The following is a 15,255-nucleotide window of genomic DNA, read 5'->3' on the forward strand; positions in this document are numbered from 1 at the left end:
ACTACATTAGGCTACGCTATCAGGAGTTCAGTTTCCTCTACACCCCTACACCTAGACCGAGGTCTCATATAAATCACTGGTGCTATCTGCATAGGCAACATGAAAATTAGGCTTTTATAAAAATAGTGGATTTCCAAACTAGGCATGGTGCTGAAATCAACCATACGTAAAAGTAATAATATTACCGAAGTCCACCGAAGTCCTCTGCTTAGATTTTAAAATTACCATACCCATAAATGTGATATTTGAGATCGGTAATGGTTGTTATGCGCCGAAAATATATAGGTGATAATACAAATTTCTAAAACCAGCCCTGCTTTTTGACAAAGTAGGTATTAACAAAATCTTCATGGTTTTTATTTAAGTAAATCATGCCTTCAATTAAACCTACAAGTTGCATAATTAGCAATGTAAATCCGTAGGTGAGAGAACCACCAACTACCGAGATTACTAACATGATAAAACCTTCTGGTGCGTAACCGAGAATAAACTTATGTAGTCCAAATCCACCACAAATAATGCCACAGTAAGCAGCTAAAATTTGTTTAGTCGCATGGGATGGGTTGAGATTAGCCATATTCACTTCATTTCCTTTGTGTGTTGACTTCTCACTTTTGTGCAGAGGTACTAAGTACCTACAGGTTAATAGTAATTATGTCAGGATATTTTTTGACTTTGCTGTAATAATGAGAATACATTCATTTTCTGAAGTTGTCAGTCTATATGCACACAAAAAAGTTTAATAATTCAGCGTAATTAAACATAAAATACTCAAAATATATATCCCCGATTTCTTCATGAAGAAATCGGGGATCTTATTAGGTCAAACTACATCTGAACTATTAGGAATTCTGTAGGATTAATCTGTGTCTTTACCCTATTAAAATTGTGAATTAGTATTAACTATTGCCACTTCCTAAAAGAAATAAACTCAGTAATGTGCCACTATTCCAGAGACTGTGAAGGAGCATAGGGGCGAGAAGATTGCGCGAGCGCGTGTATATTATTCCTAATACAATTCCTAATGCTGTTAGTGGGAGGATTTCTGACAAGCTCAGATGAGCCGCAGCAAATAACAAACTACTAGCACCAATTGCGCCCCAAACAGGGACATAACGAGTCAAGGATGGTAACAAAAAACCGCGAAATAGAAATTCTTCAAAAAATGGCGCAGCTATACCCGCAGTAAAGAAAAATATCCCTAATGCTATATTATCTCTACTTTCCAACGCCAGTTGCAATAGTGGATTACTGCCACCTTGTCCTTGCCATAATTGTTGATTAATCAACGACACTATCACCACAATTGGTAAAGCAGTGCAGTAACCACCCAGTCCCCACAAAAACCAATTACTTTGAAATCGGAAACGAAACCAGCCTTGTGGCAAAGGAAAATAACGCTTAATAGAGTAATACAACACTGACAACGCACCCAACGCAACCAGTAAATAACTAACTAATACAGAAAAAGCCTGAACCCGTACATTACTGGAAGAACGGGAAATAGGGATAAGGCTGAAGAATACAGGTATAAATAATTGTCCCATGAGGAAAAATCCCAGAACAAAAACCTGTAAAATTGTTTCCACATCCCAAGGTGTTGACCAACGGTTGTCAGCATTTGCACCTAATATAGACTCTTTTCCCTTGAGTAAGAGTTGAATAATCAAAGCTACCAGCAATATGATACCAATGAAGGCAGTTAAGCTGGGAATAGTGGCAATTATCGCTAATTTACACATAGCATCGCTAGCAGCCGCTTGTTGTCCAGCTTTAACATCAGCTAATATATATTCACGTTGTTGGAGTTGGTACAATTGAATTAAAGCTGTGAAGCGAAACCAACCTTCTAAATTTTTTTGAACAAGTTGTTGAGCATTTGGTAGCAACTGAGGAGATTTGCTCCATAACCCGCTTAAGACTTGAGCGGTTTGCTTTAATTCGGAACTAACCTCGGAGGTTTCCTGTACTTGACTCCAAGTTTTTAAGGCCTTATCTATTTCACCTTGCTGTACTTGTAAAATTCCCAGACGCAAGTCCAACTCATCCCGTAATTTTTGTAGTTCGTTAACAGACTTCCGTAATTGTTGCTGCTGTTCTTGGGAAGAGAGTTCTGGTAGAGGTTTAGGAGGTGTGTCTTGGCCAAGTTTTGCCAATTGAATTTCGGCTTTGTCTAAATTGGTTTCGACAGATTCCCGCGCTTGTTGATATTGCTTGGTAGCACTTTCTAGGGGTTTATCACCCAGTATAGTTTCCCGAATAACCAAAAAATTCTCATCGCTGCTGCGTTCTGGTTGCCATGCTTGGGCTTGCAAGACAATATTTGTTTGGTATAGTTCCAGACGACTTTGGAGCTGAGGTTTTTGCCAACTACCAAATAAAGACAAGCCTGATGTCATGATGGCTAACAGTGTTAGCACAATTAACAGCAACCGTTTGAATGTCATCTATCCCCCTTTAACTTACCAGTTGAGAGCGTGCGCCTCTTGGAAATTATAAGCCAGTCATCCTCTAACAGAATTTTGGATTTTGAATTCACCCTACAGATAAATCCGGGGGCTTGAGGATTTTGGATGTTCTTATTGACATATTCACCGACCTGAAGGTGCGGAGATTCTTGAGAGTTCACAGTAACTTGCTCTCTTTGTAGTCTGACAGTCACTCCCTGTCCCTTTAAGGTCGTGGCGATGCCCCATCCCGAGCATTTCTATATTTTTAGATGGGTTCTCATCTCTGTCTTGCTCACTACCACAACTTAAGCAGAGTATTGAGGGAACAGAGAGGTCAATTTTGCCCCAACAAAAACCTCAGTATGAGCATATTTGGCTTGTTGGTTGCCATCTATCTATATATGCGAAAATCACGGTGGAATTTTTCGGATTTAGCCTCACCAAGATTTCTAAATTCTCACGATCCTTGCAAACTGATTACCCTAGATAGTTTACGATTTTTCACCATTCCCGATACGTTCAAATCTTCTAGCGAAATTACTTGGTTATTGCTAATTATCTTTATTGATAGTTTGTGTAGAAAGTCTTTTCTCTTATCAGCAGTTTGGTTGTGTAGTGTAGCAAACTTGACGCAAGTTTTATTTCTTGTCTTTGAGTCTTTCTGAGACCGTGCTAATTTTCGCCGTAACTTGCGAATTTTCCGGTCTAACTTTGAGTAGTCAGGACTTTGAACTTTTCCACTATTGCTCATGACAGTAAAAGTTTTAATTCCCAAGTCAATACCAATGCTTTGGCGTTTGGCACTGGTTAGATTTGGCTCAACTTCTACAACAAAACTCAAGAAGTAACGGTTAGCACAATCTTTAATTACTGTTAATGAACTAGGTTCTGATGGTAACTCCCTAGACCAAATGGGTTTGATGATCCCAATTTTAGCAAGGTAAACATCTCCATCTTTAATAGAAAATGCTGCCTTAATATTGGTACACCCACTCTGCCACCTTTTCTCTTCCCGTTACGTGAATTGAAAAAGTTTTTGTAGGCAACATCCAAATGTCTAAGAGACTGCTGTAATGGTACTGAAGAAATATCTGACAATCACTTTCTAACTTCAGTCTTTTTAGCTTGGGTAAGCATTACAGATAGTTTGTTGTATCCTGGCAATTTTACGGACTGCTTGCAGAAAGCTAAGGCATCGTTCTAAGCTACGCGAACTCCACCAAACAATTGGGTTAAACAATTTTACTGTTGATCTGTTAGGTACAACCTATACTGATACCTTGCTTTCATCGCTTATGCTAGAATGAATTGGTCTGTTAGGTTATTGTATATTACTTAGGCTGACATGACAAGTGGGTGAAGAAGAGAAAGGCATAGTGTTTCAGACTTAAAAATACATTTGATCTGCGTGACTAAATATAGGTAAAAAGTATTTACCTATGAAAGCCTTGAACTAATTCACAAGTCATTTGTAAAAGTCTCTCAAAAAATGGATTTTAATGTACTTAAATTTAATGGCGAGTCAGACCATATTTATCTTTTGTTGGACTATCCTCCGAAGCTTTCAATATCCCAAATGGTTAATTCTCTTAAAGGGGTGTCTAGCCGTCGGTATGGTCAAGCTGGATATCCAAAACCTGACAGATGTTCTTTGGAGTCCTAGCTACTTTGTATCTTCGGTAGGGGGTATGCCAATTGAGGTTCTCACAAAATACATCCAAAATCAAGAAAATCCGTCCTATAAGGACGGGGTTTAAAACCTCACCTTTCGATAAATTAAATAAATATCCCTTGCTTAAATCATATATTTTAACAAATATGATGATACACGAAAAATAATATCGCCTACTTCTTTCAGATATTGGGGATATATGTTGATGATTACCTTTTAAATTTCCGTCCTAAGACAGCGATAATTTGCTCCCAAGCTGAAGTAGCCGCAACAGCATCATAACGACAATAATCATCTCTCATAAAAGTATGTTCCGCTTCATAAGCAAAACAGTGATGATGGACTTTGGCATTTTCTAAAGTATTAATTATAGTATGTCTGTCATGTTCAGAAATATGCGGGTCTTGAGTTCCAAAAATTAACAACATTTCACGCTTAATTTCTTGCAATCTATGATGAGTTGTACCAGCTACACCTTTAGCTAGTTTTCCGCTATAAATACCAGTAGGATAACAAGAAATACAAGCCTAAACTTCATTTTCAAAAGGAGTGCGAAAAGCCAAATATCCACCCATACAAAAACCCAAAGTTCCAATTTTATCGGCAATCACTGAACTATCATCTTTGAGAAAATCAACTACACCGCGAGTATCAGCATCATATCCAGAAATTAACGTTCTTTGTGCATCATCATTACCAGCCATTCTACCAATATGATTAGGTTCAATTACAGAACCCACAGGTTCAATGCGGTGAAAAATATAGGGTGCAGCGACAACATAACCAAAACCTGTTAAATAGAGAGGTCCGAAAATTTACAAAGGAGTATGTGTCTGGCTTTCCATAGTGTTAAGATGAGGAAACAGCCAAGGAAAGAATCAGGGTTGGGAATAGTTACGGATAGTTCCTATCCATGAAGATCTTGATGACTAATTCATAACTGACCTCATATCCATAACATTTATGAAATGGGCAAAACTAATGAACCAGTTCCTAATGTGACTAAACTATAAATAGTAAGAATTACTTGTGAGTAAATTGGGGAAATGTTTGTTGAGGTACCCGGAATATTTTTACAAGTCTAATGACCTGTTTCACAAAAATACTCTTGCTGGGAAACTCTTTGTTTCCTGCCGTTTGTTCTGAGGTTAATTCTCCTTTACGTGGTTTCTTATAAGGTGTGCTAATATTCTTTCCTCCTTGATATACTTTATCTCCTTCAAACATTTGGTTGTTATGGGACTTTTCTTGTTTCTCTCGAAATAAGCTAATATCACTCACTGGTTGGGCCTTTTCTCCTACAATATCTTTTCCTTCTGGTAAGCTGACAAAATGTGTGCTGATTCTTCTTACCTGAAAAATACTTTTTCTGCTCCTGATTATCTGAAGGCCTTTCTCGTGGCTGTTCCATGCTGTCGACTATTAAGTGAAACTCCGTTAATAGTTCTATCGCGATGGCATAATCGCTATCATGTTTTTCTACCTATTCAAGCAGACTAGCAGGCAAAACATTTCGTAATATCTCTAGCCAGTAATGAAATGTGTCCTTTGCTTCCGTTTTCCATATACCGAAATGGAAATCTAAAACCTCAAATATTGGCATTTCCCTCCAATAGCACAAGCATAGACATACCTGTTGTTTTATCTCTAGTTTCCCTTTCCCCCCTCCTCCTTTCTGATTTATACCTATCTTTTTACTTTCTATCTCACCTTGAAGTTTTTTATGCTACATTTCACCTTGGGCTAACAAGTCTTGAAACTGATGGTTAGTTATTCCCAGTATTTATTTTGTACGATGTGGATATTCTTGAATATAGTTAATTTAGTGGATTTTTCCTTTTGGTACACCCTCAAAATTCCCTATTCCCTTCTGCCATTTTTTTGACACCAAGTTAACTTTCCTGACAGGTCTAATAATTAACTAACCGAATTATGGCATCACCTAATTGATAAATATCACTGTAAAGAACAATTGCCGGATATTTACCAGTTGCTTTAGGAGAAGCGACATAAACCCGCATTAAACTATCATTTACTCTTAATTCAATATTGGGTTTAACGATTTGCATTTTCTGATTTTTTATTAATGTGTTAATTTGTAATCCTTCAGATTTACTAATAATCAGTAAATTCTTATAATCTTCCAGACCTCTTAAAAAAGGGAGCATGACAATAGACGTACACATTTGGTATGCTCCCTTAACAAGGGATGGTATGTTATATTAGTAACGCCTTAAAATATACCTTTACTTAACCAAGTTATGAACGAAACCGATAATAGTAGGGTTAAAGCATTCATTAATAAATGGCGTAATTCTAGCAGTAATAAAATCGCCAATAAAGACTTATTTTGTTTAGATTTATGAACAGCACTAGGAGTGGAAATGCTACCACCACAAGGTGGTATTATTGCTATCCCTCTTGTTTAGAAAAAAAATGTCAAAATACCCCAAACCAGTGGCGAAGTAAAACAGGGAGGCATTGACTTCTATCAACAAGGACATTTTATATATATTGAAGGTAAACAAGGCAGTGCGAAATCTGGGAGTAGCACACCGAAAAGAGTAAGTACAGCATATAACAAATATATGCAAGAAGCTTTTATCCAAGCTACAGCGTGTGCACCTCATTTATCAGTCAAACCACCATTGTTATTAACCTGTGGTATCGGTTTACACTTTTAAATGTGGATGGGCTTTAGTGGTGACTATGGTGGTCATGGGGCTGGAGAAAAAATTAAACTTGATGATTTATTAAAACCAGATATTTTTGATTTATTTGTTGATATGTTTACAGATATCAAAAAGGTAAACCAGAAAAAATTAGAGCTAAAGTAACACGACAAGTTACCGATGATTTAGCTAAATTAGCATCTTGGTTAGAAAAATAGGAATATAACCCCCAAAAGGTGGCTAATTTTTTGATGCGTTGTATTTTCACCCACCATGTTTGCAGAAGATATACAATTACTCAACGGCGAAGTTTCTACTACAGCATTAAGATCCAGATGGATATCGAACCCTAACAAGTTTCAATCAGAAACTGAAAGTTTATGGAAAACCATGAACACTAGGGGTAATTTTGGGTTTGATGCTATCTTACCATTTAATGGTAGCTTATTTGCAGATGTGATAGTCTTTAGTTCAGGAAAAGCACAATTAGAAGTTTTACTCGCAGCAGCAGAAAAGGATTGGAGTCCAATTGAACCCGCTATTTTTGGTACCTTATTAGAAAGGGCTTTAGATAGTATAGAACGTAGTGAATTAGTCCCAGATTATACCCCGCGTGCCTATGTTGAAAGGTTAGTGCGTCCGGTGGTTTTAGAAACTTTGCGTCAAGATTAGTTAGAAACAGAAATCGTTGTTGCTCAAGTTTTCAAATTCGAAGGTGATCAACTCGAACCCAGCGCAGCAAATAAAGAGAAAGCAGTAGATTTAATTAATGAATTTATGCAAAGAGTACCTTACTGGTCAAACAGCTAAATACCGTGTCTCTATAATTTCAATTTATGATGTTATACCTGATAATAAACTAATTGCTATAGCTCTGGAAGATGCTTACTCTTTAGGTATTTTATCCAGTGGAATTCATGTTATATGGGCATTAGCAGCAGGTGGAAGATTAGAAGATAGACCCGTTTATGTAAAAACTACCTGCTTCGCTCCTTTCCTGTTCCCAGATGCGACACCAGAACAAAAACAGACAATCAGAGAATTAGGAGGAAAACTAGATGCACATCGTAAACAATCCCAAAACCAACATCCCGAAATTACCATCACTGGAATATATAATCTGTTAGAAAAACTCCCCGCTTGAAAACCATTCACCGATTCTGATAAAGCTTTATTTTCCATACTCAAACAAATTTACGATGAATTATACGCGGGTATTTCCGCTGCTTATGACTGGGAAAAAACCCTAACAGACGAAGAAATATTATCTAAATTAGTAGCCATAAACGCGGAACTTGCAGAAGAAGAAAGTAAGGGTATAATTGACTGCTTGTATCCTGAATATTAAGCACCTGACGAAGTTACAACTCAACTCACAATAGCAGGTGTTACCGAAACTCAAGAAACCACGATTACACGCACAGAACAAAAACCATTCCCAAAAAAATCTAAAGAACCACTAGCAGCAATATGCGATTTATTACGGAGCATTAGTGGTCAATGGACCTTAGGACAAATTATAGCCAAATTCAAAATTACACCAAAACAAGAGAAAACCATAGTAGACCATTTAGAAAGTTTAGAGTGCTTCAATATTTTAGTCAGTTCAACAGAAAATGGTGTAACACCCTGGCAATATGTAGATAGAGGTAATAGTTAATTGTTATTGGGGAATATGCCCACCCCACAAAATGATAATCTTGGTAAGTTTAAAACCCTTACCCATACATAATATGACAAAATATGACAAACAAAGTCGGAGAGAAGACCCTTAGAGGCTATTGATAAGGTAAATGTAAAGGGGAGTAGAAAAGGAATGTTAGAAGGATAGGATACATAAAATGTAGTGTATTTACATAGCTACTGATGGAACGAAAGTCTTACCCCACAGACTTAACTGATATGGACTGGGAAATCCTGGCCCCATTGATTCCACCAGCCAAAGAAGGAGGGCATCCACCCACAACAGATATGGGTGAAATATGTAATGCCATCTATTATCATTTGAAAACTGGATGTCAATGGAATATGCTTCCAGGTGACTTCCCGCCAAGGTCAACGGTATATAGCTATTACAGGAAATGGCAGGGCCAGGGGGTCTGGGAAAAATTCAACCATACATTGGGTGGTCAAGTTCGCTCGGAATTAGGTAAATCAACACAACCTACCGCGCTCGCCGCAGACAGTCAGTCGGTCAAGACTGACCAAAAAAAGGGGATGTGTATGGTTTTGACGGATGTAAAAAGGTAAAAGGAAGAAAGGGGCAGACTTTAGTTGATAGCCTGGGACTTGTGTTGAAAGTTGTTGTTAGTGAAGCGAATGCCCCAGAACGAATACTTGCTGCCTATGCACTAATGGAACTGCTAGAGAAACCCACAGAATTATTGGAAAAAGTCCAAGTTTTATGGGTTGATTCCGGTTATGACGGTGATAAATTTGCACTTGCAGTTTGGTTCCTGATTCAAGCTCATGTTGAAGTCATAGGACCTACTGAGTAAGAATTTAAAGTTTTACCACAACCCTGGGTAGTAGAAAGAACATTTGGGTGGTTTAACCAATATCATCGTCTAAGCAAGGATTATGAGCGTTTAACACAAATGAGGTAAGGGGCTATATATGCTCTTATGACTAGAATTATGCTACTTCCTCTTGTCTCCTCAACATTTACTTTATAAATCATCTCTTAGTACACCTAAAATATATCTAGAATTGATTACTTCCTTTCCTCCTCGGCAAATTAAATTAGAGGAGGAATTAGCTACCAGTAAGAATATAATTGATTCTTTATTAGATCAGGAGTTAAAATCTCCTGACCAACGAGATTATCTGCATCTATTAGGATTAGTATAGTAGTATCTGAATATGAAGAAAACAATCATCCTGTAGCTGATATTTATGGAGTAGAATTCTTAAGAGTATTACTCAAGTAATGTAAATTACAACCCAAATATTTAATACAAATTTTTGAGGAGGCAACTGTTTGATCTGAGGTTTTAACAGGAGAACAACAAATGACTGTGAATCACATACAAGAACTTGCTAATTTCTTTCATATTTCTCCTGCTGTCTTTTTTCAAGATGTTTAAATACTTCATTCCTCTCTTTGCGCCTCTGCGTGAGGTAAAAAATCTGTAACTTCCCACCGAAAAAATTAATCACAGGTAAGATGACACCAAAACAGCAAACCAATACACTAAGAACATTGGTGCAAATACCTCTTACCGGAGTTAGAAATGACATTAGCCAGCACTCGACAAATAAAGCCATTATCAGACACAGAATTACAAAAAATCAACGCTTATTGGCGTGCAGCCAACTATCTCTCAGTCGGACAAATATACCTACTCGACAACCCCCTACTGAAAGAACCGCTAAAAATAGATCATGTTAAACCGCGTTTGTTAGGACATTGGGGAACAACTCCAGGGCTGAACTTAATATATGCCCACCTCAATCGCGTCATTAAAAAATATGACCTCAGCACCATTTATATTGCTGGGCCTGGACACGGTGGACCCGGACTTGTCGCTAATACTTACTTAGAAGGCACATACAGCGAATATTACCCCAACATCTCCCAAGATGCTGGGGGGATGCGAAAACTATTTAAACAATTCTCTTTTCCTGGTGGTATTCCCAGTCACGTCGCACCAGAAACCCCTGGTTCTATCCATGAAGGAGGAGAACTGGGTTATGCTTTAGTTCACGCCTATGGTGCTGCTTTTGACAACCCTGATTTAATTGTCGCTGCTGTTGTCGGTGATGGAGAAGCAGAAACCGGCGCTTTAGCTACCAGTTGGCATTCTAACAAATTCCTCAACCCTGTTACTGATGGGGCGGTTCTTCCCATTTTACATTTAAATGGGTATAAAATTGCCAATCCTACTATTTTAGCACGGATACCCCATGAAGAACTAGAAAGTTTGTTTATTGGCTATGGCTATAAACCATACTTTATCGAAGGTTCTGACCCTGCGGATGTTCACCAAAAAATGGCGGCAACTTTAGATATAGTTATTGCCGAAATTCAAGGTATCCAAAGAGAAGTGCGGATACATGGTTTCAAAAAGCGATCGCAATGGCCGATGATAATATTACGTACTCCTAAAGGTTGGACTGGACCAAAGGAAGTAGATGGTAAGAAAACAGAAGATTATTGGCGATCACACCAAGTCCCATTTGGTGATATAGCTGGTAGAGCAGAACATCTGCAACTACTAGAAGACTGGATGAAGAGTTACAAACCAGAAGAACTATTTGACGCAAACGGTCAACTCCTTCCCGAACTGGCAGAACTCGCACCTACAGGTCAGCGTCGCATGGGAGACAACCCCTACGCAAACGGCGGTATATTGCTGCGTGATTTAATCATGCCAGACTTTTCCAACTATGCAGTAGAAGTTCCGAAACCAGGAACAGTTAACGCAGAAGCCACCAAAGTGACCGGCAAATTCCTGCGGGATATCATGAAAGAAAACCAGGAAAGCCACAACTTTCGAGTTTTCGGACCCGACGAAACCGCATCTAACCGCATCGACCCAGTGTTAGAAGTCACAAATCGTACTTGGGTTGCTGAAACTCTCCCGGAAGATGACCATTTATCACCTAATGGTCGGGTAATGGAAATGCTTAGCGAAACAAACTGTCAAGGATGGTTAGAAGGATATCTGCTTACAGGTCGTCATGGTTTCTTCTCCTGTTATGAAGCATTTATTCATATCATTGACTCGATGTTTAACCAACACGCTAAATGGTTAAAAACAACTCGTCATATTTCTTGGAGAAGACCAATTGCATCTTTAAATTATCTTCTCACTTCCCATGTTTGGCGACAAGATCATAACGGTTTCTCTCACCAAGATCCTGGTTTTCTAGATCATGTTATTAATAAAAAGTCCGAAATTATTCGCGTCTATCTGCCACCTGATGCTAACACTTTGTTATCAGTAACCGACCACTGTTTAAGAAGTCGTAACTATGTCAATGTCATTGTGGCTGGAAAACAACCTGCATTACAATATTTAGACATAGATACAGCTATTAAACACTGTACCAAAGGTTTAGGAATTTGGGAATGGGCAAGTAGTGATCAAGGTGGTGACACTGATGTAGTGATGGCTTGTGCTGGGGATATTCCAACTTTAGAAACCTTAGCAGCAGTGGATATTTTGCGTCAGTATTTCCCAGAACTAAAAGTGCGGGTAGTGAGCGTAGTTAATTTGATGAAACTACAGCCACAAAGTGAACATCCTCACGGTTTAACCAGCAAAGAGTTTGATACTATTTTTACCACTGATAAACCGGTTATTTTTGCTTTCCATGGTTATCCTTGGTTAATTCATCGTCTCACCTATCGTCATACTAACCACAAAAATCTTCATGTACGTGGTTATAAGGAGGAAGGAACAACAACCACACCTTTTGATATGGTGGTGATGAATGATCTAGATAGATTCCATCTGGTCATGGATGTAATTGACCGTGTACCCAAGTTGGGTTATAAAGGCGCTTACGTGAAGCAAAAATTACAAGATAAGTTGATTGAACATAAGTATTACATTGAGAAATACGGCGAAGATATGCCGGAAATTCGAGATTGGACTTGGTCCTATTAGAATAGGAATGTAGGGACGTTTTTTATAAGCGTCTCTACTTTTGTTTGGGGTAAATATTTAAAAGATTATAAAAAATCCTATTAAATTAATCAATATTAATGAAATATTTCTTGATAAGAAGAAATTGAATTAGCAATAGGTGATGCTAGTATTGAAGTCATGAACGGAATATATAATTCATGAATTTCAAATAGTAGAAATGGTAGATCGAATCCAGGCTATTTCCACTGCTTTAAAATTTATATAACTGACTTATATCTATTGCTTTAAAGATTTATAAAAAGCTATTGCAGAAATTTTAATTCAATTACCCGGTGGTGAAGATTGGGAATTAGGTAAAAGGTAATACCATTTTGGATGGTTAATTGAGAAAGTGTTGCTGTATAAACTGTTGATTTTTCGATGTGTTGCCATCATTCTTTCATTTGGTATAGGTTATCAGTTACAGCAGGAGTCAGGAGTGAGGAGTAAAACTCTCTTGCTGTCTAGGTTTCAATTTAGATCCTGTACCTCATTGATCTGTAATCTGCTGTATACTTTAAACACAGATATACCGTTATTTTAAAAATGTATCTAATAATCACTAATAACTAATGACTAATAACTAAACCTTAAAATATGCCAGCTAAATCAGCTTCATACCTTTTTTAACTGTAAGAATCAGCTAAGTCAGAGTAGAGTTAACCCGGCCAATAATCCTTGGTTGAATCCCACATTCGGCACCCTAAAGTGCCACAGAGATAAATTACGGAGAGAAAAAATCCAAGGGAGCATAAAAACAAACATATGCAGTGAAGAAAGGCATTGGAGAAACAGTAAAGCACCAAAAATAGCATCAAGAGCTATTCTCAATAAGGAGCAATAAGAAAGAACACCGCCCAGAGGAGTCAACAGATCAATACTTAGACTCATAGACTGAAGTAAAAAAAGAAATTATGGACATAGTAAAATAGAGCTATAAATCAAGGAGATTAGGTTATTTTCTGATATTAATTAAATTAATGGAGAGAAAAATTAGGTAAGTAATTGATAGTAGGGAAAACAATGATATGGTACAAGATTTAGAATGCAATCTCTCTCTTGAGTCCAGTTAGAGATGTGTTCTTCTTGGCTAAGTGTAACTACATGAATAGACTGAAAGCATGGAAAAATCCAGCGTAAAGTGGGGCGGTCAGTTGGTTTGCTCAATTGATTTTTGACTGTTGATTTAGACTCTCTCAAAGGGGTTCTAATTTGTCGTTGCCCTAAAGTATAAACCAGCAGACATAAACCCATCATCATTCCCAGTGACTCCATTCTATCTGGACTATTTAAGAAAATACTGTCTGCAAAAAATAATGGGTCTTTGAGAAAAGCAAACCCCCTCTCGCAAGACTGTTGAGCTTTATATTCACTCAAGATGGAGTCATGGGTAAGTTCATTTGAATCCAAAAGGTTTGTAGCAATAATAAAAGGCCCTGCCCTCAGAAATTCTGTATTAATTTTACTTTCATTCTGGGAGACTGTAGCTGATATTTCAGAGGATATCTCTCCTGAACTATCTTTTTTCTTAGATTTGATTTGAGTAACTTTACTCTGGTTAATTTGGTGATATTTGAATTGTTTGAATAGTTTAGATAACCCCTTGATAGCATCACCTTCACAAGCAAATTTTTCTGGTGATAACTTTTTCAAATCTTGCACAGCTTTTGATTGTGCCTTGGTAATTTTTTGTGAGAGTTTACCCAGGTCTGATTCTCTTCTTTCTTGACTTTGCACTACTAACCATCTTTGTTCTATTCCTGGATAATTTACTGTTTTTGAAGCTAGTTTATATCCGGGTAAGTTACTACCAACAAAGTCTGCTTCTGGTAATGTTGATATTAATGATTGTGCTGATTTTACGCTTAATGGCACTGGACATAACCAGCTTAAACCTGACATCATTCATCATTTTTAGATTTGATTCTGTATATAAGGCCCAGTCTGCTACTATGAGACTGTTAACTTTTAGTTAACTTTTAATTGTTTTTGGCACTCTACTGCTATTTTACCAAAGCATGATGAATCTGCTTGGTTTCCCGATGCTAGTTTTAAAAATATATATTGGTATGTCTCCATCTCCTGAACATATCATTTCTATGATGAACTGTTTTAACTCCGGTCTATGGTCACCAGAACAACCGTAGGTGATGGTTATTTCTTTTGGTGATTTTACTGCTAATTCTTCTATTTCTTAATTATTTCCTACTTTTTGACTCTCAAAGATTACTTCTAGTAAGCTAGTATTATATTGCCAATGTATGTGCATTTATGATGAGTCTAGATGCCCTGCTCATAGGGATAATCCAAATTCTTGGGCTGCTTTTAAGGCGACAATAAAAAATATTCTATCCAATCCTTTTATAAATAGTTTATCGATGACTCTCCCCAGTTTATCGTCCTTGAGATATTCTGGTTTTACTCCTGGTCCTATTAGATGGTCACAGGGGATTGTTTCAAAATCTTGGGGAAACATATATAAGGGTTTTTATACAAATCCTAACCCGTTGATTATCATGGCTTTTACTACATGACCCGGACTTACTTTCTTTCCAATTTCAAGGATTATTTCTACTACTCCTATGGGGTCTATTATTCCTGCTAGTATGCCTAAATGGTATAGGTTTTGGATTTCCATTTTTTGAAGCTTTGATTTCACAAAAGAATTATCCACAACTCCTGTTGTGATTAAATCGTTTCTTCTTCTGTTCTAATTTAATTTTTAAATCATTAAATTTTCTTTTCCTTTATCTTCCTTTACAAAACTTTATTCTCTCACTCTATTGCCATTTTAATCATACTTATTCTCATTAAGCCTTTTCTTC

At 37.4% G+C, this 15,255-nt stretch carries 11 protein-coding genes and 5 pseudogenes; 7 read left to right on the plus strand and 9 right to left on the minus strand.

The window, feature by feature from the left end; translation table 11 throughout:
- Positions 1–301 precede the first annotated feature (301 nt).
- From AAZO_RS08615 to AAZO_RS37555, 3 genes are all read right to left on the minus strand, one after another.
- Positions 302–577, minus strand: a complete 276-nt coding sequence (locus tag AAZO_RS08615; protein WP_013190947.1) for a TM2 domain-containing protein — start codon at positions 575–577, stop codon at positions 302–304.
- Between the two features lie 322 nt (positions 578–899).
- The gene (locus AAZO_RS08620) at positions 900–2,447 is read right to left on the minus strand and encodes a type II CAAX endopeptidase family protein (RefSeq protein ID WP_013190948.1); all 1,548 of its coding nucleotides are present in this window, start codon (positions 2,445–2,447) and stop codon (positions 900–902) included.
- 460 nt (positions 2,448–2,907) lie between these two features.
- The gene (locus AAZO_RS37555) at positions 2,908–3,429 is read right to left on the minus strand and encodes an RNA-guided endonuclease InsQ/TnpB family protein (protein ID WP_228371680.1); all 522 of its coding nucleotides are present in this window, start codon (positions 3,427–3,429) and stop codon (positions 2,908–2,910) included.
- A gap of 414 nt (positions 3,430–3,843) precedes the next feature.
- Between AAZO_RS37555 and tnpA the strand changes: the two are divergent.
- Positions 3,844–4,207 (plus strand): annotated as a pseudogene (gene tnpA / locus AAZO_RS08630) (IS200/IS605 family transposase).
- A gap of 124 nt (positions 4,208–4,331) precedes the next feature.
- Here tnpA and AAZO_RS08635 read toward each other — a convergent pair.
- The 4 genes and pseudogenes from AAZO_RS08635 to AAZO_RS33550 all read right to left on the minus strand — a co-directional run.
- Positions 4,332–4,922: pseudogene (locus AAZO_RS08635) on the minus strand (dienelactone hydrolase family protein); the annotation flags it as partial.
- Between the two features lie 223 nt (positions 4,923–5,145).
- Positions 5,146–5,403, minus strand: coding sequence for a transposase family protein (locus tag AAZO_RS37560; protein WP_228371577.1), 258 nt, complete (start codon positions 5,401–5,403; stop codon positions 5,146–5,148).
- 202 nt (positions 5,404–5,605) lie between these two features.
- The gene (locus tag AAZO_RS37565) at positions 5,606–5,827 is read right to left on the minus strand and encodes a helix-turn-helix domain-containing protein (RefSeq protein WP_338027186.1); all 222 of its coding nucleotides are present in this window, start codon (positions 5,825–5,827) and stop codon (positions 5,606–5,608) included.
- 208 nt (positions 5,828–6,035) lie between these two features.
- A pseudogene (locus AAZO_RS33550) lies at positions 6,036–6,191 on the minus strand (dienelactone hydrolase family protein); the annotation flags it as partial.
- Between the two features lie 615 nt (positions 6,192–6,806).
- Between AAZO_RS33550 and AAZO_RS35125 the strand changes: the two are divergent.
- The 6 genes and pseudogenes from AAZO_RS35125 (at position 6,807) to AAZO_RS08675 (ending at position 12,409) form a co-directional block, all read left to right on the plus strand.
- Entirely contained in the window at positions 6,807–6,959 is a 153-nt protein-coding gene (locus AAZO_RS35125) for a hypothetical protein (protein ID WP_013190950.1), read from the plus strand.
- 108 nt (positions 6,960–7,067) lie between these two features.
- Complete coding sequence (locus tag AAZO_RS08650; RefSeq protein WP_041639732.1) at positions 7,068–7,466, plus strand: type IIL restriction-modification enzyme MmeI; 399 nt, start codon at positions 7,068–7,070, stop codon at positions 7,464–7,466.
- A 97-nt stretch (positions 7,467–7,563) separates the two neighbouring features.
- On the plus strand, positions 7,564–7,938 hold the full coding sequence (locus tag AAZO_RS08655; protein WP_041639734.1) for a type IIL restriction-modification enzyme MmeI: 375 nt from the start codon (positions 7,564–7,566) through the stop codon (positions 7,936–7,938).
- A 722-nt stretch (positions 7,939–8,660) separates the two neighbouring features.
- Positions 8,661–9,469: pseudogene (locus AAZO_RS29480) on the plus strand (IS5 family transposase).
- 34 nt (positions 9,470–9,503) lie between these two features.
- Positions 9,504–9,644 (plus strand): hypothetical protein, encoded by a 141-nt coding sequence (locus AAZO_RS37570; protein WP_228371578.1) that lies wholly within the window; start codon positions 9,504–9,506, stop codon positions 9,642–9,644.
- A 383-nt stretch (positions 9,645–10,027) separates the two neighbouring features.
- A complete protein-coding gene (locus AAZO_RS08675; protein WP_013190953.1) occupies positions 10,028–12,409 on the plus strand; it encodes a phosphoketolase family protein in 2,382 nt (793 codons plus the stop codon).
- A 669-nt stretch (positions 12,410–13,078) separates the two neighbouring features.
- Here the strand turns inward: AAZO_RS08675 and AAZO_RS43545 are convergent.
- On the minus strand, positions 13,079–13,321 hold the full coding sequence (locus AAZO_RS43545) for a hypothetical protein (RefSeq protein ID WP_013190954.1): 243 nt from the start codon (positions 13,319–13,321) through the stop codon (positions 13,079–13,081).
- Between the two features lie 102 nt (positions 13,322–13,423).
- A pseudogene (locus tag AAZO_RS43550) lies at positions 13,424–15,068 on the minus strand (IS1634 family transposase).
- Positions 15,069–15,255 lie beyond the last annotated feature (187 nt).

Origin of the sequence: 'Nostoc azollae' 0708 (genome assembly GCF_000196515.1) — a bacterium.
In the GTDB taxonomy this organism is placed as follows: domain Bacteria; phylum Cyanobacteriota; class Cyanobacteriia; order Cyanobacteriales; family Nostocaceae; genus Trichormus_B; species Trichormus_B azollae.

Excerpts from the sequence above, each read along its gene's own strand:
- AAZO_RS08620 (WP_013190948.1), bottom strand. The coding sequence starts at position 2,447 with ATGACATTCAAACGGTTGCTGTTAATTGTGCTAACACTGTTAGCCATC.
- AAZO_RS08675 (WP_013190953.1), top strand. The coding sequence starts at position 10,028 with ATGACATTAGCCAGCACTCGACAAATAAAGCCATTATCAGACACAGAA.
- AAZO_RS08615 (WP_013190947.1), bottom strand. The coding sequence starts at position 577 with ATGGCTAATCTCAACCCATCCCATGCGACTAAACAAATTTTAGCTGCT.
- AAZO_RS08650 (WP_041639732.1), top strand. The coding sequence starts at position 7,068 with ATGTTTGCAGAAGATATACAATTACTCAACGGCGAAGTTTCTACTACA.
- AAZO_RS35125 (WP_013190950.1), top strand. The coding sequence starts at position 6,807 with ATGTGGATGGGCTTTAGTGGTGACTATGGTGGTCATGGGGCTGGAGAA.
- AAZO_RS43545 (WP_013190954.1), bottom strand. The coding sequence starts at position 13,321 with ATGAGTCTAAGTATTGATCTGTTGACTCCTCTGGGCGGTGTTCTTTCT.
- AAZO_RS08655 (WP_041639734.1), top strand. The coding sequence starts at position 7,564 with ATGAATTTATGCAAAGAGTACCTTACTGGTCAAACAGCTAAATACCGT.